This is a genomic window from Rhodopseudomonas palustris (genome assembly GCF_034479375.1).
Lineage (GTDB): Bacteria > Pseudomonadota > Alphaproteobacteria > Rhizobiales > Xanthobacteraceae > Rhodopseudomonas > Rhodopseudomonas palustris_M.
On sequence record NZ_CP140155.1, the window covers coordinates 213,509 to 234,633 of the forward strand.

At 66.4% G+C, this 21,125-nt stretch carries 15 protein-coding genes; 12 read left to right on the top strand and 3 right to left on the bottom strand.

Annotated features, from left to right (window positions below):
• Window positions 1-10 precede the first annotated feature (10 nt).
• Genes hpaE through hpaH form a run of 3 tightly spaced genes read right to left on the bottom strand, consistent with a single transcriptional unit; the run spans window position 11 to window position 2,787 of the window.
• Window positions 11-1,570 (bottom strand): 5-carboxymethyl-2-hydroxymuconate semialdehyde dehydrogenase, encoded by a 1,560-nt coding sequence (gene hpaE, locus SR870_RS01020; RefSeq protein ID WP_322516198.1) that lies wholly within the window; start codon window positions 1,568-1,570, stop codon window positions 11-13.
• Complete coding sequence (locus SR870_RS01025) at window positions 1,563-1,961, bottom strand: 5-carboxymethyl-2-hydroxymuconate Delta-isomerase (RefSeq protein WP_322516199.1); 399 nt, start codon at window positions 1,959-1,961, stop codon at window positions 1,563-1,565. The genes hpaE and SR870_RS01025 overlap by 8 nt, the downstream gene beginning before the upstream one ends.
• A gap of 19 nt (window positions 1,962-1,980) precedes the next feature.
• Window positions 1,981-2,787, bottom strand: a complete 807-nt coding sequence (gene hpaH / locus SR870_RS01030; RefSeq protein ID WP_322516200.1) for a 2-oxo-hept-4-ene-1,7-dioate hydratase — start codon at window positions 2,785-2,787, stop codon at window positions 1,981-1,983.
• A 182-nt stretch (window positions 2,788-2,969) separates the two neighbouring features.
• Here hpaH and hpaR point away from each other — a divergent pair, with 182 nt between their 5' ends.
• The 12 genes from hpaR to eutC all read left to right on the top strand — a co-directional run bounded on the left by hpaR (window position 2,970) and on the right by eutC (window position 21,021).
• Window positions 2,970-3,527: a homoprotocatechuate degradation operon regulator HpaR gene (gene hpaR / locus SR870_RS01035; protein ID WP_416221113.1), complete on the top strand. Its 558-nt coding sequence runs from the start codon at window positions 2,970-2,972 to the stop codon at window positions 3,525-3,527.
• Window positions 3,528-3,623: 96 nt separating this feature from the next.
• The gene (locus SR870_RS01040; protein ID WP_322516202.1) at window positions 3,624-4,709 is read left to right on the top strand and encodes a malate/lactate/ureidoglycolate dehydrogenase; all 1,086 of its coding nucleotides are present in this window, start codon (window positions 3,624-3,626) and stop codon (window positions 4,707-4,709) included.
• Window positions 4,710-4,863: 154 nt separating this feature from the next.
• A complete protein-coding gene (locus SR870_RS01045) occupies window positions 4,864-5,640 on the top strand; it encodes an HpcH/HpaI aldolase family protein (RefSeq protein ID WP_322516203.1) in 777 nt (258 codons plus the stop codon).
• Window positions 5,641-5,805: 165 nt separating this feature from the next.
• Window positions 5,806-7,329, top strand: a complete 1,524-nt coding sequence (locus SR870_RS01050) for an altronate dehydratase family protein (protein WP_322516204.1) — start codon at window positions 5,806-5,808, stop codon at window positions 7,327-7,329.
• 427 nt (window positions 7,330-7,756) lie between these two features.
• Window positions 7,757-11,101 (top strand): transglutaminase family protein, encoded by a 3,345-nt coding sequence (locus SR870_RS01055; RefSeq protein ID WP_322516205.1) that lies wholly within the window; start codon window positions 7,757-7,759, stop codon window positions 11,099-11,101.
• A 10-nt stretch (window positions 11,102-11,111) separates the two neighbouring features.
• Complete coding sequence (locus SR870_RS01060; RefSeq protein ID WP_322516206.1) at window positions 11,112-13,625, top strand: circularly permuted type 2 ATP-grasp protein; 2,514 nt, start codon at window positions 11,112-11,114, stop codon at window positions 13,623-13,625.
• Window positions 13,622-14,500 carry a transglutaminase family protein gene (locus SR870_RS01065; protein ID WP_322516207.1) on the top strand — a complete coding sequence of 293 codons (879 nt, stop codon included), beginning with the start codon at window positions 13,622-13,624 and terminating at the stop codon, window positions 14,498-14,500. Before SR870_RS01060 ends, SR870_RS01065 begins: the two co-directional genes overlap by 4 nt.
• A 175-nt stretch (window positions 14,501-14,675) precedes the next feature.
• Window positions 14,676-15,131 carry a cache domain-containing protein gene (locus tag SR870_RS01070; protein WP_322516208.1) on the top strand — a complete coding sequence of 152 codons (456 nt, stop codon included), beginning with the start codon at window positions 14,676-14,678 and terminating at the stop codon, window positions 15,129-15,131.
• Between the two features lie 61 nt (window positions 15,132-15,192).
• The gene (locus SR870_RS01075; RefSeq protein WP_322516209.1) at window positions 15,193-16,896 is read left to right on the top strand and encodes a HAMP domain-containing methyl-accepting chemotaxis protein; all 1,704 of its coding nucleotides are present in this window, start codon (window positions 15,193-15,195) and stop codon (window positions 16,894-16,896) included.
• Between the two features lie 69 nt (window positions 16,897-16,965).
• The gene (locus tag SR870_RS01080; RefSeq protein WP_322516210.1) at window positions 16,966-18,348 is read left to right on the top strand and encodes an ethanolamine ammonia-lyase subunit EutB; all 1,383 of its coding nucleotides are present in this window, start codon (window positions 16,966-16,968) and stop codon (window positions 18,346-18,348) included.
• A gap of 253 nt (window positions 18,349-18,601) precedes the next feature.
• Entirely contained in the window at window positions 18,602-20,185 is a 1,584-nt protein-coding gene (gene hpnP / locus SR870_RS01085; protein WP_322516211.1) for a hopanoid C-2 methylase, read from the top strand.
• Window positions 20,186-20,241: 56 nt separating this feature from the next.
• Window positions 20,242-21,021, top strand: coding sequence for an ethanolamine ammonia-lyase subunit EutC (gene eutC / locus SR870_RS01090; protein ID WP_322516212.1), 780 nt, complete (start codon window positions 20,242-20,244; stop codon window positions 21,019-21,021).
• The last annotated feature ends 104 nt before the right edge of the window (window positions 21,022-21,125 follow it).

Genomic DNA, 21,125 nt, shown 5'->3' on the forward strand with positions numbered 1-21,125 from the left:
CGGCTGTGCACTACACCACCCCCAGCTTCTGGATCTTGTGCGTGCCGCGCGCCAGCGAGACGTGTTTGGTTTCCATGTAGAACTCGAACGAGTAGTCGCCGCCGTCGCGGCCGATGCCGGATTGCTTCATGCCGCCGAACGGGGTCGGCAGATGGCGGACATTCTCGGAGTTGAGCCAGATCATGCCGGCCTCGAGCGCGTCGGCGACGCGGAGCGCGCGGCCCATGTCGCCGGTCCAGACATAGCCGGTGAGGCCGTAGCGGACGTCGTTGGCGATCGCGATCGCGTCGGCTTCGTCGCGGAACGGGATCACGGTGAGGAACGGGCCGAACACTTCCTCCTGTGCGACCCGCATGTCGCTGCGCGCGCCGGTCACCAGCGTTGGCTGCACGTAGTGCCCGCCGCCGGGGCCATCGAAACGCGCGCCGCCGACCGCGACGGTGGCGCCGTCCTGTTTCGCGATATCGAAATAGGAGCAGACCTTGTCGAGATGGCGCTGATGGATCAGCGGGCCGATCTCGGTCGCCGGATCGAGCGGATGGCCGACCTTCAGAGCGCGCCCCCGGGCGGCGAGCCTGTCGACGAAGGTGTCGGCTATGCCCTGCTGGATCAGCAGCCGGCTCGACGAGGTGCAGCGTTCGCCGTTCAGCGAGTAGATCATGAACACCACGGCGTCGAGCGCGCGGTCGAGATCGGCGTCGTCGAACACGATCACCGGGTTCTTGCCGCCGAGTTCGAAATGCACCCGCTTCAGCGTCGGCGCGCCCTGCGCCATGATCGCCGCGCCGGTGGCGGTTTCGCCGACGAAGGCGATCGCCTTGATGGCGGGATGTTCGGTCAGCGCCTTGCCCGCCTCCTCGCCGAAGCCGTGCACGGTGTTGAGCACGCCGTCGGGCAGGCCGGCGTCCTTGCAGATTCGCGACAACAGGTCGGCCGTCACCGGCGACCACTCGGCCGGCTTGTGCACGACGGTGCAGCCCGCCGCGAGCGCCGGCGCGATCTTCCAGGTCGACAGCATGAACGGCGTGTTCCACGGCGTGATCACGCCGACCGGGCCGATCGGCACCCGGGTGGAAACGTTCCAGTGCTCGTCGCTCGGCGTGTTCAGCCCGTCGCGCGCCTCGGAGCATCTGTCGGCGAAGAAGCGGAAATTTTCCGCGGCACGGATCGCCGCCTTCGCCATGAAGCGATGCGCCTGGCCGGTGTCGATGCATTCCAGCACGGCGATATCGTCGGCGCGCGCCTCGATCGCATCGGCGACTTTGTGCAGCAGCTTGCGTCGCGCCGATGCTGCCATGTCGCGCCACGCCGGAAACGCGCGCTTGGCCGCCTGCGCCGCGCGGTCGATGTCGTCCGCGGTGCCGCGCGCCACTTGCGCCAGCACGCAATTGTCGATCGGCGAGGTCGTCTCGAACACCTCGCCGGACGACGATGGCACGATCGCGCCGTCGATCAGGTGGCCGATGCCGTCGGCTTTCAGCGTCTTCAACAGCGGCGTCGCGCGATCGAGATTGGCCTGAAAGGCCGCAGCCGGATCGGCTTTCGTGTTCGGTGGGGCGGCATCAGCCATGGCGGGCCTCGGCGATGAGCAGATCGTGAATCGAATTGCGCTTCCAGGAGGTTTCCTTGTCGTTGATCTGCATGTCGAACGACAGCGCGAAACCTTCATCGGCGAATAGCGGGTCGAGATAATGCGACAGCGCGGCGAAGATGTGCTCTCCGGCGCGCTTGCGGGCGGGCAGGTCACGGCCTTCGCCGAGCCGCAGCAGCATCGCCAGAAAGGCGAAGCCGTCGCGGCCGTCGGCGATGGCGTAATGCTCGCAGCGGATCGCGCGGACGCGAATGCCGCCGACCGGAAAGATCCCGGTCTCGATCGCGCTGGTGCGCACCAGCTCGACGATCTCGGCCATGTCGACGCGGTCGTCGAGATTGGCGGAATACTCGATGGTGAAATGCGGCATGGGTCGGACTCGCTCGTGGTCAGCCGAAGTAACAACTCACGGCGCCGTAGGGACCGTAATCGGCCTGAATCGTGTCGCCCTTGCGGCATTCGATGGCGCGGATGAACGATCCCGCCAGCACGATCTGCCCGGGCTCCAGCGCCAGGCCCTGCGGCGCGATCTTGTTGGCGAGCCACGCCACGGCGGTGGCGGGGTGGTTGAGCACGCCGGCGGCGAGGCCGGTCTCTTCCAATTGACCGTTCCTGCTGGCGAGCGCGCCGATCCAGCGCAGATCCGCATCCAGCGGTCGGATCGGACGTCCGCCGAGCACGATGCCGGCATTCGCCGCATTGTCGGCGATGGTGTCGTGGATCTTGCGTGCAGCTTTGGTCTCGGGATCGATGCGCTGCACGCGCGTATCGAGAATTTCCAGCGCCGGCACCACGAAATCGGTGGCGTTGAGGACGTCGAAGATTGTGCAATGCGGGCCTTCGAGGCGATGCTTGATGACGAAGGCGAGTTCCGCCTCGATCCGTGTCGCGATGAAGCGGTCGGTCGGCACGATGCCGCCGTCGGCGAAGAACATGTCGTCGAGCAGCACGCCGGAATCCGGCTCGTCGATGCCGAGCTGGCTCTGCATCGCTTTCGACGTCAGGCCGATCTTGTGGCCGCGGACGATTCGGCCCTCGCCGACCTTGATCTCGATCCAGGCCTTCTGGATTGCGTAGGCGTCCGCGACCGTGATCGCCGGATGATCGAGTGAGAGCTGGCGAATCTGGACCTTGGTCTTCTCGGCCTGGTGCAGCCGCTCGGCCGCGGCGCGAATTTCGTTCGTCGACAACGCCATGTTGGGCTTCCGCCTTGATTTCCATCCCTGCGCCGGCGCCGCCAAAAACGCTCGCGTGAAAACTGATTAACATGTTAAGTGATAGGGCTCAAATCCAAACCGTGCTTATTGCGATGCAAAAAACGTCTCCCCCGTCATTGCGAGCGAAGCGAAGCAATCCAGCGGTACGTTCCAGAGCTGGATTGCTTCGCCGCGATGCGCCTCGCAACGACGGTGAAGGGACGGCGCAGAACAAGGAGCCGCCGATGCGCGAGTTCTCGCGCTCGCTGCCGATGGCGCTGCTGCGCGGGCGGGAGGCGGTGATGCGGCATTTCCGGCCGCTGCTGCGCGCCCACGGCCTGAGCGAGCAGCAATGGCGGATTCTCCGCGCGTTGACGACGGTGGATGCGATCGAAGCCACGGAACTGGCGCATAATGCTTGCTTGCTGGGCCCGAGCCTGTCGCGGATGCTGCGCGATCTCGAGGCCCGCAAGCTGATCGCGCGGAAGCCTGCGAAGCAGGATCAGCGCCGCAGCATGGTGTCGATCACGGCGAAGGGCCTGACCTTGATCGAAACGGTGGCGCCCTTCTCCGAAGAGATCTACGCCGCGATCGCGCGACGTTACGGCGCTGCAAAACTCGCCGAGTTGCAGGAGATGCTGCGGCTGCTGGAAGCGAGCCTGTCGGCGATGCCAGTGCGCCATGCGGGCGAAGCGGTGGACAGCCCGGAGAATTTTCGCTCAACTCGCGAGCGCAAGTGACGGCCGTTGCCAAAGGCCCGGCCGCGACGGGAGGACGACGATGGATCTGATTCAGGGCAGGGCCGCGCGCGCCCGCCGCGGCGTGGCTGTGCCGACATGGTGACGATTCAGGCCGATCGACTGATCGATTTCGTCGCCCAGGTGTTCGGGCGCGCCGGCTCGTCCGAGGACGAAGCCCGCCGGATCGGCTCCTATCTCACCACCGCGAATCTCACCGGCCACGACAGCCACGGCGTCATCCGCGTGCCGGTCTACATTCGCTGGCGCAAGGCCGGCGCGGTGCATCCGGATCAGACTGTCGGTGTCCCGGTCGATCTGCCCTCGCTCGCGGTGGTCGACGGCAAGTTCGGCTATGGCCAGACCGTCGGGCCGCAGGCGGTGCGGATCGGCATCGACAAGTGCAAGGCGCAGGGGCTGTCGGCGGTCGGCCTGAAGAACGCCGGTCACATCGGCCGGATCGGTGATTGGGCCGAGATGGCGGCGGCCGAAGGGCTGGTGTCTATTCACTTCGTTACGGCGGCCGGCTCGATTCTGGTCGCGCCCTATGGCGGCGTCGAGCGCCGGCTGTCCACCGCGCCCTATTGCGTCGGGGTGCCGCGGCCGGGCGCCCCGCCGGTGGTGCTCGACTTCGCCACCTCGATCGTCGCCGAGGGCAAGGTGCTGGTCGCCGCGCGCGGCGGCAAGAAATTGCCGGAGGGCGCGTTGATCAATCCCGACGGCACATTCAGCGAAGACCCGGCGACGCTTTACGGCCCATTCGAAAAAGACGGCCCGATCAATCACGTCAACGGAGCGGGGGCGATCCGCGCGTTCGGTGAGCACAAGGGCTCCGGGCTGGCGCTGATCTGCGAGCTGCTCGGCGGCGCATTGAGCGGCAACGGCGCCACCGGGCCGGACCGACCGTTCGCCAACGGCATGTTCTCGATCTATGTCGATCCCAAGCGGATCGATCCCGGGCATGTGTTCGACGCCGAGGTCACGCGCTACATCGATTACTTCAGGAGCGCGAAGACCACCGCCGGCACCGAGGCGCTGCTGATCCCCGGCGATCCGGAACTGCGAACCCGCACCGAGCGCACCGCGAACGGCGTGCCGCTCCCCGACGATACCTGGGCGGCGATCGTCGCCACCGCCCGCGAAGTCGGGGTCGACGAACGCGCGATCCAGCAGGCGGTGGCGTGAGACAGTTCCCACAAGTCCCACCTCATCCTGAGGAGGCGCGAAGCGCCGTCTCGAAGGATGGGCCGCCCGCCCGCCGCACATGGTTCGAGACGGCGCTACGCGCCTCCTCACCATGAGGCCCCGTTAATTTGCAACGTCGAGCAAGGAAGCAACCATGGCGAACAAGGTGCGAGAGATCTGGGCCGACGGCAAAGTCGTGGTCAATGGCTGGCTGGCGATTCCATCGGGGTTTTCGGCAGAGGTGATGGCGCAATGCGGGTTCGACAGCGTCACCGTCGACATCCAGCACGGCGTGCAGGACTATCAGTCGATGGTGGCGTGCTTCCAGGCGATGAACGGCCATCCGGTGACCCCGATGGTGCGGGTGCCTTGGAACGAGCCGGGCATCATCGGCAAGGTGCTGGACGGCGGCGCCTATGGGGTGATCTGCCCGATGGTGAATACCAAGGAAGAGGCCGAGAATTTCGTCCAGTATTGCAAATATCCGCCGCGCGGCACCCGCAGCAATGGCCCGATCCGCGCCGGCATGTACGGCGCCGGCGGCAGCTATCAGGACACGGCCAACGACGAGACGCTGTGCATCCCGATGATCGAAACCCGCACCGCGGTCGAGAACATGGAAGCGATCCTCGACGTCGAGGGCATCGCCGGCGTCTATGTCGGGCCGAGCGATCTCGGCTATTCCTACGGCCTGGTGCCGAAGCTCGATCGCGACGAGCCGGAGATCCTCAAGATTTACGACAAGCTGCTGAAGGAATGCGACAAGCGCGGGATCTATCCGGGCATCCATTGCTCGGGACCCACCGGCGCCGCCAAAAACATCGCAATGGGCTTCAAGCTGGTGACGCTGTTGAACGACAGCGGCATCATGGCGACGGCGGCCAAGCAGTGGGTCGGCGAGACGCGGAAGAACTCGGGCGGGAAGGCGTGAGCCGTGTCCCGGGCGCGATGCGGCACGCAGTGCCGCTTCGCAGAACCGGGATCCCGGTCGAGAGTTCGTTGAAACAAGCGGGGCCCCGATCAGCAGCGCATCACGCCGCAAGGGCGGCGCGCTGCGCAGCATCCGGGGCACGTCGTTGCGAGCGAGGTGAATATCATGTCCCCATCCCCGACCATCCGCCTGCATCCCGACGACGCCGTGCTGATCGCGCGGACGACGCTGCTGCCGGGCGTCGCCGTCGCGGACAGCGTGGTCACCGCCGACCGCATTCCCGCCGGCCACAAGGTCGCGATCCGGCCGATCGAAGCGGGCGAGCCGATCCGGCGCTACGGCCAGATCATCGGCTTCGCGACGCAGTCGATCGCGCCCGGCCAGCACGTGCACACCCAGAACTGCGGCATGGGCGATTTCGCCCGCGACTACGCCTACGGCGTCGACGCGCGGCCGACCGCCATTGTTGATCAGCCGGCGAGCTTCGACGGCATCGTCCGGAGCGACGGCCGCGTCGCCACCCGCAACTACATCGGCATCCTCACCTCGGTGAATTGCAGCGCGCATGTCGCGTCGATGGTCGCCGAAATGTTCAAGCGCAATCCGTTTTCGGGTCACGATCCGCTCGCGGAGTTTCCCAATGTCGACGGCGTGGTGGCGCTGACGCACAAGACCGGCTGCGGCATGACGCAGGACGCGCCGCTCACCATCCTGCGCCGCACGCTCGGCGGCTACGCCCGGCACGTCAATTTCTCTCACGTCGTGGTGCTCGGGCTCGGCTGCGAGATCAACCAGATCGGCGGGCTGATGGCCGAGCAGAAACTCGCCGGGCGTCTGCGCGAATTGGAAATCCAGCAACTCGGCGGCACCCGCAAAAGCGTCGAGGCCGGCATCGCTTTCGTGCGCGAGGCGCTGGCTGATTCCAACAAGGTGAAGCGCGAGAAGGTCGCTGCGAGCGAACTCATTGTCGCGCTGCAGTGCGGCGGCTCGGACGGTTACTCCGGCATCTCGGCCAATCCGGCACTGGGCGCGGCGAGTGACCTGCTGGTTCGGCATGGCGGCACGGTGGTGCTGTCGGAGACGCCCGAGACCTACGGCGCCGAGCATCTGTTGACGCGCCGCGCGGTGAGCCGCGAGGTCGGCGAGAAGCTGGTTGCGCTGATGCGCTGGTGGGAAGACTACACCGCGCGCGAGGGCGCCGAGATGAATGCTAATCCGTCTCCCGGCAACAAGGCCGGCGGGCTCACCACAATTCTGGAGAAGTCGCTCGGCGCGATGGCCAAGGCCGGCTCGACCAATCTGGTCGACGTCGTGAACTACGCGGAAGCGATCACGCGCAAGGGCTTCGTGTTCATGGACACGCCGGGCTACGATCCGGTCGCGGCGACCGGGCAGGTCGCCGGCGGCGCCAACCTGGTCTGCTTCACCACCGGCCGCGGCAGCGTGTTCGGCTGCAAGCCTGCGCCCTCGATCAAGCTCGCCACCAACACGCCGATGTTCACCCGGATGGAAGACGACATGGACATCAATTGCGGCACCATCCTCGACGGCAGCGAGAGTGTCGAGCAGTGCGGACAGCGCATCTTCGACCTGATGCTGAAGACCGCGTCGGGCCAGCCGACCAAGAGCGGAAGCTTCGACTTCGGCGCCGCCGAATTCGCGCCCTGGGTGCAGGGCGCGACGATGTGACGACGTCAGCGCTGTGTCCCGGGCGCGATGCGGCACGCAGTGCCGCTTCGCAGAACCGGGACCCCGGTTGACCGGATGCATGGAGCGAGAAGCGGAAAACCGGGACCCCGGATCTGCGCCGCGGCACTTCGTGCCGCGGCTTGTCCGGGGAACGCCGATCAATCAGACCAACCATCATCCTCCGAGATAGCGAAGAACCCAATTGTCCAGAGCGGCCGCGTCGGACCGACACTGTCGCTCTGGGATATTGGGTCGTCCTGTCAAGCAGGACGACGACGGCCTTTGTTGCGTTCGCATGCTGCGGCACGCTTCTGTCGTGGTGGACGAGGCTGAAATCGCCCCATCCTGATGCATCCCTTGCCCTTTGTTAGCGCTTGATCCCCCTCGATTCCGGTGTTCTGCTCAAAATGAATGCTGGAGTTGCCCTGTGTCGATCTTCGTCGCCCTACATCACGTCACCCACTATAAATACGATCGCCCGGTCGACATCGGCCCCCAGACCATCCGGCTTCGCCCGGCGCCGCACACCCGAACGCCGATACTGTCGTATTCGCTGAAGGTGACGCCGGCGAACCACTTCATCAACTGGCAGCAGGACCCGCAGGGCAATTGGCTGGCGCGGTTCGTGTTTCCGGAGAAGGCCAACGAACTCAAGATCGAGGTCGACTTCACCGCGGCGATGACGGTGATCAATCCCTTCGACTTCTTCGTCGAAAGTTATGCGGAGACCTTTCCGTTCGCCTACAGCAACGATCTGATGGTCGAGCTTGCACCGTATCTGGCGACGACCGAGCCGGGGCCGCTGTTCAAGGAGTATCTCGCGGGCATTCCGCGCGAGGCCGAGAGCACGGTCAATTTCCTGGTGGATCTGAACGCGAAGCTGCGCGAGCGCATCCGCTACATCATCCGCATGGAACCCGGCGTGCAGACGCCGGAGGAAACGCTCGCCGCCGGCGCCGGCTCGTGCCGCGATTCGGCGTGGCTGCTGATCCAGACGCTGCGCCATATCGGCCTCGCCGCGCGCTTCGTCTCCGGCTATCTGGTGCAGTTGCGGCCGGATATCGATCCGGTCGAGGGCCCGCGCGAGGTCGAGAACGACTTCACCGATCTGCACGCCTGGTGCGAGGTCTATCTGCCCGGCGCCGGCTGGATCGGCTTCGACGTCACGTCGGGCATGCTGGCGGGCGAGGGCCACATCCCGGTCGCCGCCACGCCGCATTATCGGACCGCGGCGCCGATATCCGGCGTGGTCGGCTTCGCCAATGTCGATTTCAATTTCGAGATGAGCGTCAAGCGCATCCGTGAGGCGCCGCGGATCACCAGGCCGTTCTCCGACGAATCATGGGCGCGGCTCGATGCGCTCGGCGACAAGGTCGATGCCGATCTCGTCGCCGGCGACGTGCGGCTGACGATGGGCGGCGAGCCGACTTTCGTGTCGATCGACGACATGGAATCGCCGGAGTGGAACGTCGCCGCGGTCGGCGGCGCCAAGCGGATGCTGGCCGACGATCTGATCCGGCGGCTGCGGACCCGGTTCGCGCCCGGCGGGCTGCTGCATTTCGGCCAGGGCAAATGGTACCCCGGCGAAAGCCTGCCGCGCTGGGCGTTCGGCCTGTATTGGCGCAAGGACGGCGTCCCGATCTGGAAGAACGCCGACCTTATCGCCCCGGTGTTCGGCCAGCGCCCGGCGAAGGTCGAGCAGGCCGAGCAGTTCGCGATCGGCACGGCGAAGCGGCTCGGCATCGACACCGACTACGTGCTGCCGGCGTTCGAGGACCCGAGCCATTGGCTGCAGAAGGAAGCGACCCTGCCGCCCAACGTGGATCCGCTCGACAACAAGCTCGCGGACCCCGAGGAGCGCGCGCGGATGGCGCGGATCTTCGATTCCGGCCTGACCACGCCGAGGGGCTTCGTGCTGCCGATCCAGGCGTGGAATGCCGAGGCGCCGACGCCGAAGAAGCGCTGGCGCAGCGAGCGTTGGAAGCTCCGGCGGGGCAATTTGTTTCTGATGCCGGGCGATTCGCCGATGGGCCTCCGGCTGCCGATCGCATCGCTGCCGCACATTCCCGAGGAGGACTATCCGTTCATCAGCGAGCGCGAGCCGCTGGAGGAGCGCGGCCCGCTGCCGAGCTACGCGGCGCCGAGCTTTGCGCCGCCGCCCGCCGCCGAGCCCGATCAGCTCCCGGTGTTCGAGCAGTCGGCCGTGCCCGCGGGGGCCACGAGCCAGAACGTCGAGGAACAGAAGCTGCGCCGCGGCGGCGTGCGCACGGCGATGTCGATCGAGATCCGCGAAGGCGTGCTGTGCGCCTTCATGCCGCCGACCGAGACCATCGAGGATTATCTCGAACTGGTCTCCGCGGTGGAGGCGACCGCGGAGGAGATGCAAATTCAAGTGCATGTCGAAGGCTATCCGCCGCCGTTCGATCCGCGCATCGAAGTCATCAAGGTGACGCCCGATCCCGGCGTGATCGAAGTCAACATCCACCCGGCGCAGACCTGGCGCGAGGCAGTGCAGACCACGTTCGGCCTGTATGAGGAAGCCGCGCAGGTGCGGCTCGGCGCCAACCGCTTCCTGATCGACGGCCGTCACACCGGCACGGGCGGCGGCAATCACGTCGTGATCGGCGGCGCCAAGCCCGCCGATTCGCCGTTCCTGCGGCGGCCGGATCTGCTGAAGAGCCTGGTGCTGTTCTGGCAGCGGCATCCGGCGCTGTCCTACATGTTTTCCGGCATGTTCATCGGTCCGACCAGCCAGGCGCCGCGGATCGACGAGGCGCGGCACGATTCGCTCTACGAGCTGGAGATCGCACTCGCCCATGTGCCGCCGCCGGGCGTCAAAGGCCCGCTTTGGCTGGTCGACCGACTGTTCCGGCACATCCTGGTCGATATCACCGGCAACACCCATCGCGCCGAATTGTGCATCGATAAGCTGTATTCCCCGGACAGTCCGACCGGCCGTCTGGGGCTGGTCGAATTCCGCGCGCTCGAGATGCCGCCCGATCCGAGGATGTCGCTGGCGCAGCAGCTTCTGATCCGCGCGCTGATCGCGAAGCTTTGGAAGGAGCCGCTCGACGGCAAGTTCGTGCGCTGGGGCACCACTCTGCACGATCGCTTCATGCTGCCGCATTTCCTGTGGGAGGACTTCCGCGACGTGCTGGCCGAGCTCCGCCGCGCCGGCTACGCATTCGAGCCGGAATGGTTCACCGCCCAGCTCGAATTCCGCTTTCCGGTGTTCGGCAGCGTGTATCACGGCGGCGTCACGCTGGAGCTGCGCCAGGCGCTGGAGCCGTGGCACGTGCTCGGCGAAGAGGGTAGCGCCGGCGGCACCGTGCGCTATGTCGACAGTTCGGTGGAGCGGCTGCAGGTCAAGGCCGAAGGCTTCGTCGAGGGCCGCCACGTCATCACCTGCAACGGCCGTCGTCTGCCGATGACGCCGACCGCGCGTTCCGGCGAGGCGGTGGCGGCGGTGCGGTTCAAGGCCTGGCAGCCGGCGTCGGGGCTCCATCCCACGATACCGGTGCATTCCCCGCTGGTGTTCGACATCGTCGACACCTGGAACGGCCGCTCGCTCGGCGGCTGCGTCTATCACGTCGCCCATCCCGGCGGGCGCTCTTACGAGACCAAGCCGGTGAATTCCTACGAGGCCGAGGCGCGGCGGCTGGCGCGCTTCCAGGACCACGGTCACACCCCGGGGCGGATCGATCCGCCGCAGGAAGAACGCACACTTGAATTCCCCCTGACCCTCGACTTGCGCACGCCGCTGCTGCATTGATGCGAGGGGCATGGGAGTTGAGGGATTGGCGCAGCAGAACAGTCAGGCGAAACGCGCCCGTCCGCGTGACCGCAAGGTCGCGCAGTGGACGCGCGATTATGCACGGCTGCCCGGCATCCCCGACGAATTCATCGGCGACGACGGCGCGCCACGGGCGGTGTGGACGCGTTATTTCGACGCCTTCGCCAATCTGGCGCCCGACGAGATCGAACGCCGCTTCCGCACGGCCGACCGGCATCTGCGCGACGCCGGCGTCACCTATCGGGCGCCGGGCGATGCCGCCGAGCGCGCCTGGTCGCTGAGCCACGTCCCACTGCTGATCGACGATGCCGAATGGCAGCAGATCGCCGCCGGCATCGCCCAGCGGGCGACGCTGCTCGAGCATGTTTTGCAGGATCTTTACGGCGACGGGCGGCTGGTCGCGGACGGTGCGGTGCCGGCGGCGGCGATTGCCGGCAGCCCGGAATATCTGCGCGCGGTATCCGGCGTGAGGCCGCCGGGCGGGCGCTATCTGAATCTCTATGCGGCAGATATCGGCCGCGGGCCAGACGGCCGCTGGTGGGTGCTCGGCGATCGCACGCAGGCGCCGTCGGGCGCGGGCTATGCGCTCGAAAACCGGCTGGTGCTGTCGCGCGCCTTCACCGATCTGTACAAATCGATGAATGTCGAGCGCGTCGCGCCGTTCTTCGAGGCGTTTCGCGACAGCCTGCGCGCCAGCGCCGACCGCGACGAGCCGCGGATCGGCGTGCTGACGCCGGGACCTTTCAGCGAGACTTACTTCGAGCACGCCACGCTGGCGCGCTATCTCGGCTTCCTGCTGGTCGAGGGCGACGATCTGGCGGTCTCAGGCGACCGCGTCCACATCCGCACCGTTGCCGGATTGAAGCGGCTCGACGTCCTGTTGCGCCGGGTCGATTCCAATTCGCTCGATCCGCTCGAACTCGATGCCTCGTCGCAACTCGGCGTGCCCGGACTGATCGACGTGCTGCGAAAGAACGGCGTCGTCGTCGCCAACATGCCGGGCGCCGGCGTGATCGAGGCGCGATCGCTGCTCGGCTTTCTGCCGAGTCTCAGCCGCCGCCTGCTCGACGAAGATTTGACGATGCCGCACATCGCCACCTGGTGGTGCGGTCAGCAGTCGGCGCGCGAAGAGGTGCTGTCGCGGCTCGACGATTTCGTGATCGAAGGGGCTTACGGTCCGACCGTGCCCGGATTTTCGCACAGCGGCGCGGTGCTGCCCGCGGAACTGCCGCCGGCGGTGCGCGACCGGCTGCGTGAGGCGATCGCCACCCGCGGCATCGACTACGTGGCGCAGGAACAAGTGCGGCTGTCGACCACGCCGGTGTGGGACGACGGCAAGCTCGCGCCGCGCCCGTTCGTGCTCCGCGTGTTCGCCGCCGCGACCGAGCGCGGCTGGGAGATCATGCCCGGCGGATTCTGCCGGATCGCCGAGCGGCTGGATTCGCGCGCGGTGTCGATGGGTGAGGGTGCCCGCGCCGCCGACGTCTGGGTCGTTTCGGATCACGCGGTCTCGACCGCCTCACTGTTGCCCGCAGTCGACAACGTCCGCATCCGCCGTATCACCGGCCTGCTGCCGAGCCGCGCCGCCGACAATCTGTTCTGGCTCGGACGCTATCTCGAACGCGCCGAAGCGACGCTGCGGCTGGTGCGCGCGCTCAGCGCGCCGCAGCGCGACCCCGGCAAGGGACCGCTGCATCACGCGATCGAACGGATTCAGCGGCTGCTGATCAGTTGGGGCGCAACCTCGCTCGGCGCGCGTGCGCAGACAGCGAAAATCGCCGCCGACGCCCTGCAGAGCGATGAGTTCGGCTCGGCGCTGTCGCTGATCCGCGCCGCCCAACGCAACGCCTCCTCGTTGCGTGAACGGCTGTCGCCGGACGCCTGGCAGGTGATCACCCAGACCGCCGAGCGGCTGGGCAAGCCCGCCGAGGACGAAGAGGCGGTGACGGGCCTGGCGGAGATCACCTTGCAGGAGCTCGCGAGTTTCTCCGGCCTGTCGCAGGAAAACATGAACCGCGCCGTCGGCTGGCGCTTCCTGCGGATGGGGCGGCGGATCGAGCGCGCCGTCAACACCGCGCGGTTCGCGCGGCAGTTCGCGCCCGACGACGCCAGCGCCGAAGATCTCGACGTGCTGCTGACGCTGGTCGATTGCCAGATCACCTATCGTTCGCGCTATCTGCTGGCGCCGCTGCTGGCGCCGGTGCGCGATCTCGCGGTGCTCGATCCGTACAATCCCCGCTCGGTGGCGTTCCAGGTGGTGGAGTTGAACGAGCACATTGCGGGCCTGCCGTCACTGAAGGAGGGCGGGCTGATCGAGCGGCCGCAGCGGCTCGCGGTCGCGCTGCAGGCGACGCTGACCACGGCCGAAGCGTCGGCGCTCGACGCGCGCTGGCTGTTCGCGCTGGAACAGGATCTATTGTCGCTGGCCGACGCGATCGGGGCGCACTACTTCCCGCACGGCGCCAGCGCGACACGGCCTGAGAAGCTGACGGGGCTGGCTTGATCTACGATATCCGTCACGTCACCAGTTACAGTTACGGCAGCCAGGTCAGCTACGCGCGCTGCTCGCTGCGGCTGAAGCCGCTGAGCGACGCCAGCCAGACGCTGATCTCGCACGGCATCGAGATCAGGCCGCGGCCGGCGACGCGCGCATCGCGGGTGGATTTTTTCGGCATCCCGACCGAGAGCATCGTGATCGAGACGCCGCACAAGATGCTGCGGATCGACAGCCGCTCGCGCGTCGAGGTGGACCGCATTCCGCCGGCGCGCGACAGCGGCAGTGCGGCGTGGGAGCGGGTGCGCGAGGCGGCGCTGGATTGCGCGAGCCTCGATGCGGGCGCGCCGGTCGGCTACGTCTTTCCGAGTTCGCTGGTCCCGATCCAGCATGCCGTCACGCGCTACGCGGCAAAGAGTTTTGCGCCCGCGCGCGGAATTCTGGCTGCGACCGCCGATCTGATGCGCCGGATCCACACCGAGTTCAAATACGATCCGAAGGCGACGGTCATTTCGACGCCTCTCGCCGAAGTGTTCGAGAAGCGGCACGGTGTCTGTCAGGATTTCGCGCATGTGATGATCGCCGGTTTGCGGGGGCTCGGCGTACCGGCCGCCTATGTCAGTGGTTACTTGCGGACCTATCCGCCGCCGGGGCAGGAGCGGCTGCAGGGCGCCGATGCCACCCACGCCTGGGTCTCGGTCTGGTGCGGCAACGAGACCGGTTGGGTCGGGTTCGATCCGACCAATGACTTGCTGATCGGGAACGACCACATCGTGCTCGCGGTCGGTCGTGATTTCTCCGACGTATCACCGGTCGACGGCGTGATCGTTGGTTCGCGCAAGCAGAAGCTGTCGGTCGCGGTCGACGTCATTCCGGTCGAGTAGTTCTGTTGGTTTCTGGCGACTGCATCCATCGACGGTCGATCAATTAGTATTTTTATACCCGTGATGACCTCGGATTAGTCCCAGGGTCCTTCTTTAACGGCGCGTTCGCGATTGGCTGAGAGTGTGGCGTCGCCGCCCACCTCGGGCTTCTGATCATCCAGGAGGAGATCCGCACGTGCGCAAGAAACTGTTACTGGCCGTCGCCGCAGCGGCCACGGCGATCGCGATTGTTCCGGCCGCCGCCGGCGCCAGCAAGGACGAAGCCATCACGATGGTGAAGAAAGCCGTGGCTGCGATCAAGACCGACGGCGCCGACAAGACCTATCCGCTGATCAGCGACAAGGCCGGTCCGTTCGTGAAGGACGACCTTTACGTCGTGGTCTATCAGCTCGACGGCAAGGTGCTCGCCCACGGCGCCAATGCCAAGTTCATCGGCAAGGACATGATCGAGGCGCAGGACGTCGACGGCAAGCTCTACGTCAAGGAGCGCGTCGAACTCGCCGGCAAGCAGCCGTCGTTCTGGCAGGACTACAAGTTCGTCAATCCGGTCAGCAAGAAGGTCGAGCCCAAGGAAATGTACTGCGAACGGGTCGACAACACCGCGGTCTGCGCGGGCGTCTACAAACTCTAGCGCGGCATTGCGTCGTCGCCGGCGAAAACCGGCGACGATCCGAGACTCGGGGACTGTCCGGATGGGACGTGGAATCAGAAACGTCGGCCTCTCGTGGAAGGTCCAGCTCGCTCCCGCGTTGCTGGTCGTTGCGCTGCTCGGCATCGGAGTCTACGCGCTGCAGGCGCTGCGAACCAACCAGCAAAGCGTCGATGCACTGGTATCGGGTCCGGTGCGGCTGTCGGAACTCGCCGGGGACCTCAACAACGCCGCCTGGACCGGGCATGCGAAGTTGTATCGGCTCGCAGCCACCGCGGCCAACGAGACCGATGAAGCCAAGCTCGCCCAGGTCTCCAAGGAGGCGACGGCGGCGATCGGCCGGATTCCGCAAGCACTCGCCGACGTTGAAAAAATGCTCGGCGGCGATGCGGCCGGGTCGGCGATGCAAAAGCTGAAAGCGGCGGTCGCAGGTTATCAGAAGCAGGCAAAGAACGCGATCGAGATGGCGGATGGCGACGCCGGCTCCGCGTTGCTGTTCATCAAGAGCGCTGAGAAGAGCTTCTCCCAGATCGATACGCTTATCGGCGACCTGATTCTGTCCAGTAACGACGCGCGTGACCGGCAGATCGCGCAGGCCGTCCTCGCGCTCGATCGTCAGCAGTGGATGCTCGGCGCGGTCCTTGCAGCGATTTCGCTGATCGGCATCGCGGTGTCGTTCCTGATCGGCCGCAGCATCGCCCGACCGGTGGTGGCGATGTCCGGCGCAATGCATGAACTGGCGAGCGGCAATTTCGACGTGCGATTGCCGGGGTTGGATCGTGGCGACGAAGTCGGCCGGATGGCACGCGCCGTCGAAGAGTTCAAGGTTCAGGCGGCCAGCAAGGCGGAACGCGAACACGCCGAACGCGAGGCGCTGGAGCGCAAGGCCGCGGCCGCCCGGCGCGCCGAACTTCACCAACTGGCCGAAGGCTTCGAGACAGCAGTCGGCCAGATCATCGAGGCTGTTGGAGCAGCCTCGCGCGAACTGGAGGAATCCGCCGATGCGCTGGCCAAGGGAAGCGCATCGACCCAGCAGCTCTCCAACGTCGTCGCCACCGCCTCCGCCGAGACCTCCGACAACGTTCAGTCGGTCGCTTCTGCCGCCGAGCAGATGAATGCGTCGGTCAGTGAGGTCGGTCGTCAGGTCCGCGAATCGCGCAGCATCGCGGCGGAAGCGGTGACGCAGGCGGAGCAGACCGATTCACGGATCGCGAAGTTGGCGGTCGCCGCCACCCGGATCGGCGACGTCACCCAGCTCATCACGACCATTGCCGAGCAGACCAATCTGCTGGCGCTCAATGCCACCATCGAGGCCGCCCGCGCCGGCGAGGCCGGCCGCGGCTTCGCGGTCGTCGCCCAGGAGGTCAAGGTGCTGGCGGAGCAGACGTCGAAAGCGACCGGCGAGATCAGCGCGCAGATCGCCGAGATCCAGTCCGCGACGCGAGAGTCGGTGGTCGCGATCAAGGAGATCGGCGGCACCATCGGCCGGGTCGCCCACATCGCCGCCGCCGTCGCTGCTTCGGTGGAGGAGCAGGGCTCAGCCACGCAGGAAATCTCCCGCAGCGTCAGCCAGGCCGCGGTCGGCACCAACCAGGTCGCCGCCAGCATTGCCGACGTCAATCGCGGCGCAGCAGACACCGGAATGGCATCATCCCGCGTCCTGACGTCTGCGCAATCATTGTCCAACGAAAGCGGCCGTTTGCGCGCCGAAGTGCAAAAATTTCTCGCAACCGTCCGGGTCGCGTAGCGCTCCACCCGATGCTAGCTTGGGCCTCGTCGAGCCGCCTGCCACTGGGCGGGACTCGCCGGGGATGACATGATCTACAGACACTCGATCGGCAACGTCGCTTACGTCTTCGACAATCTGCGCGATCTGCTCGCCAGGGCGACGCCGCCGCGCTCCGGCGATCGGCTGGCCGGCGTCGCCGCCGACAGCGCCGAGCAGATGGTCGCCGCGCGAATGGCGCTGGCCGAGGTGCCGCTGCGGCAATTTCTCAACGAGACCGTCATTCCCTACGAGGACGACGAGGTGACGCGGCTGATCGTGGACAGCCACGACGCCGACAGCTTTGCCCTGATTGCCTCGCTCACCGTCGGGGGCTTCCGCGACTGGCTGCTGTCGGACGCCGCATCCTCCGCGACGCTCGCCGCGATTGCGCGTGGCGTCACCCCGGAGATGGCCGCGGCGGTCAGCAAGCTGATGCGCAACCAGGATCTGATCCTGGTCGCCAAGAAGTGCTGCGTCGTCACCAAATTCCGCAACACCATCGGGTTGCCGGGCCGGATGAGCGTCCGGCTGCAGCCCAACCACCCGTTCGACGATGCCCGGGGGATCACCGCTTCGACGCTGGACGGGCTGCTGCTCGGCGCCGGCGACGCCTGCATCGGCATCAATCCGGCGAGCGACGATCCCGTGGTGCTCGCTCAATTGGTGCGGCTGCTCGACGACGTGATCACGCGGCTGGCGATCCCGACCCAGAGTTGTGTGCTGACCCACGTCACGACCTCGCTGAAGCTGATGGAGGAGGGGGCGCCGGTCGATCTGGTGTTCCAGTCGATCGCCGGCACCGAGGCCGCCAATCGCAGCTTCGGCATCGATCTTGCTGTTCTGAAGGAGGCGCACGAGGCCGGTTTGGCGCTGAAGCGCGGCACGATCGGCGACAATGTGATGTATTTCGAGACCGGGCAGGGTTCGGCGCTATCCGCCAACGCCCATCACGGCGTCGATCAGCAGACGTGTGAGGCGCGCGCTTATGCGGTGGCGCGGGCTTTTGCGCCGCTGCTGGTCAACAGCGTGGTCGGCTTCATCGGGCCGGAATACCTCTACGACGGCAAGGAGATCATCCGCGCCGGGCTGGAGGACCATTTCTGCGGCAAGCTGCTCGGTCTGCCGCTCGGCGTCGACATCTGCTACACGAACCACGCCGAGGCCGACCAGGACGACATGGACACGCTGCTGACGCTGCTGGCCACCGCTGGCGTCAGCTTCATCATGGGCGTGCCCGGCGCCGACGACGTCATGTTGAATTACCAGTCGACGTCGTTTCACGACGCGCTCTATGTCCGCGATCTGCTCGGCCTGAAGCGGGCGCCGGAATTCGACGACTGGCTGGTGCGGGCCGGGCTGGCGCAGCCCGACTTCCGCCTCACCGCCGCCGACGGTAGGCTGCCGGATTTCGCCGCCAGACTGATCGCCTGACCCGCTCCAGCGGGCATGCCGGCCTCGTCATCGAGGAATTCTGTATCGAAGAATTCGGTGGCCGCGCGGTTTTTGCCATGATTAGATCGGCCTAACGCGCCTTGAGCGGTATTGTTCGCATCAACTCGGAACCAGATTTGTGGTTGGGAAGTTATGCCGAACGGCTTGAATTGTGCCCGTCGTTCGAACCGTTCCGGGTCTCCGGTTCACACATCAAAGACGGTTTCCAAAAATTGTTCCCCGAGGAAGTCTGATGAGAGCTGAATCCGGCCAGACCAGCCGTCGCATTCTGTGCGTTTTCCCGCGTTACACAAAATCCTTCGGCACGTTCCAGAACTCCTACCCGCTGATGGACGGCGTTGCCGCCTTCATGCCGCCGCAGGGCCTGCTCGTCATCGCCGCCTATCTGCCGGAAGACTGGTCGGTCCGCTTCATCGACGAGAACATCCGGCCGGTCACGCACGACGATTTCGATTGGGCCGAGGCCGTCTTCGTCAGCGGCATGCACATCCAGCGCCAGCAGATGAACGACATCTGCCGACGCGCCCACGCCTATGATCTGCCGGTGGCGATCGGCGGCCCGTCGGTCAGCGCCTGTCCGGACCACTACCCGAGCTTCGACTATCTGCATGTCGGCGAACTCGGCGACGCCACCGACCAGTTGATCGCCCGGCTCGCGCACAACGTGACGCGGCCGGACCGGCAGATCGTCCTCACCACCGAAGACCGCCTCGACATGACGCTGTTTCCGATCCCGGCCTACGAGCTGGCGGAATGCAGCAAATATCTGCTTGGCAGCATCCAGTATTCCTCGGGCTGCCCGTATCAGTGCGAATTCTGCGACATCCCGGGTCTGTACGGCCGTAACCCGCGGCTGAAGACGCCGGAGCAGATCATCATCGAGCTCGACCGCATGGTCGAGTGCGGCATTCGCGGCTCGGTGTATTTCGTCGACGACAATTTCATCGGCAACCGCAAGGCCGCGCTCGACCTGCTGCCGCATCTGGTGGAGTGGCAGAAGCGCACCGGCTTCGCGGTGCAGCTTGCCTGCGAGGCGACGCTGAACATCGCCAAGCGTCCCGAAATCCTGTCGCTGATGCGGGATGCGTATTTCTGCACGATCTTCTGCGGCATCGAAACGCCGGATCCGGCGGCGCTGAAAGCGATGCAAAAAGACCACAACATGATGGTCCCGATCCTCGAAGGGGTACGGACGATCTCCAGCTACGGCATCGAGGTGGTGTCGGGCATCATCCTCGGCCTCGACACCGACACGCCGGAGACCGGCGAATTCCTGATGCAGTTCATCGAGCAGTCGCAGATTCCGTTGCTCACCATCAATCTGCTGCAGGCGCTGCCGAAGACGCCGTTGTGGGACCGGCTGGAGCGCGAAGGCCGGCTGGTGCACGACGACGGCCGCGAATCCAATGTCGACTTCCTGCTACCGCACGATCAGGTGGTGGCGATGTGGAAGGACTGCATGGCGCGCGCCTACGAGCCCGAAGCGCTGCTGAAGCGCTACGAGTATCAGATCGCCAATGCCTATTCGACGCGGCTGCATCCGCATACTCCGCAGCGCGCCTCGAAGGCGAACATCAGGCGCGGCATGATCATGCTGCGCAACATCATCTGGCAGATCGGCATCCGTGGCGACTACAAGCTGGCGTTCTGGAAGTTTGCGCTGAAGCGGCTGATCCGCGGCGACATCGAGAACCTGCTGCTGGTGATGGTGGTCGCGCACCACCTGATCATCTATGCCCGCGAGGCCTCGCGCGGCCAGGCCAATGCGTCGAACTACTCGATCCGGCTGCGCGAAGCGTCGATGCCGGCGGAGTAGGTCCTGGTGGTGAAGTCCGTCCTCCAGCCGGTCTGTGGCCCCGACAAGGTTGAACCATGACGTCGTCTTCAATCACCCCGCGCGCGCTCACCGAACTGCGCCGCCTGACCCCGGCGCGGGTTGCGCTCGGCCGGTCCGGCGTCAGTCTGACCACCGACGCGCTGCTGGAATTCACGCTGGCTCATGCCCGGGCGCGCGACGCGGTGCACGCCGCGTTCGACGCCGCCGCGGTCACCGCTGAGCTCGGCGCGCTCGGCCTGACGCCGTTGCAGGTGTCGAGCCGGGCGCAGTCGCGCCGCGACTATCTCGCGCGGCCCGATCTCGGTCGCCAGCTCGATCCGGCGTCGCGCGCAATGCTCGAAGCTCGGCCGTCCACGGCCGATCTCGCTCTGGTGATCGGCGACGGGCTGTCGCCGGTGGCGGTGACGGCTCAGGCCGCCGAGGTGGTGCGGCGGCTGCTGCCGCGGCTCGCGGCGGCGGGAATCAGCGTCGGTCCGGCGGCGGTCGTGACCGGGGCGCGGGTCGCGCTCGGCGACGAGATTGGGGCGCTGCTCGGTGCACGGATCGTGCTGGTGCTGATCGGGGAGCGGCCGGGCCTGTCCGCGCCGGCCAGCCTCGGCGCCTATGTGACCTTGGGCCCGAAGCCGGGCCGAACCGACGCCGACCGCAACTGCGTGTCCAATATTCACGCGGCCGGCATCAGCGCCGACGAGGCCGCGTTCAAGGTTGCGTGGCTGGTGCGTGAGGCGATGGAGCGCGGCGCCTCCGGCGTCGCCTTGAAGGACGAAAGTGGCGATGGGGGTCCGGCACCGGCGGAGCTGGCCAGGCCAGGGTGATGCGCGCGAGGCTGATCGCCTCGATGCCCCGAATCTGATGAACTGTGCCCCGGACGCTCCAGCCGCGGATCCCCGCGGCCTGTAAATCACACGATGATTTCATC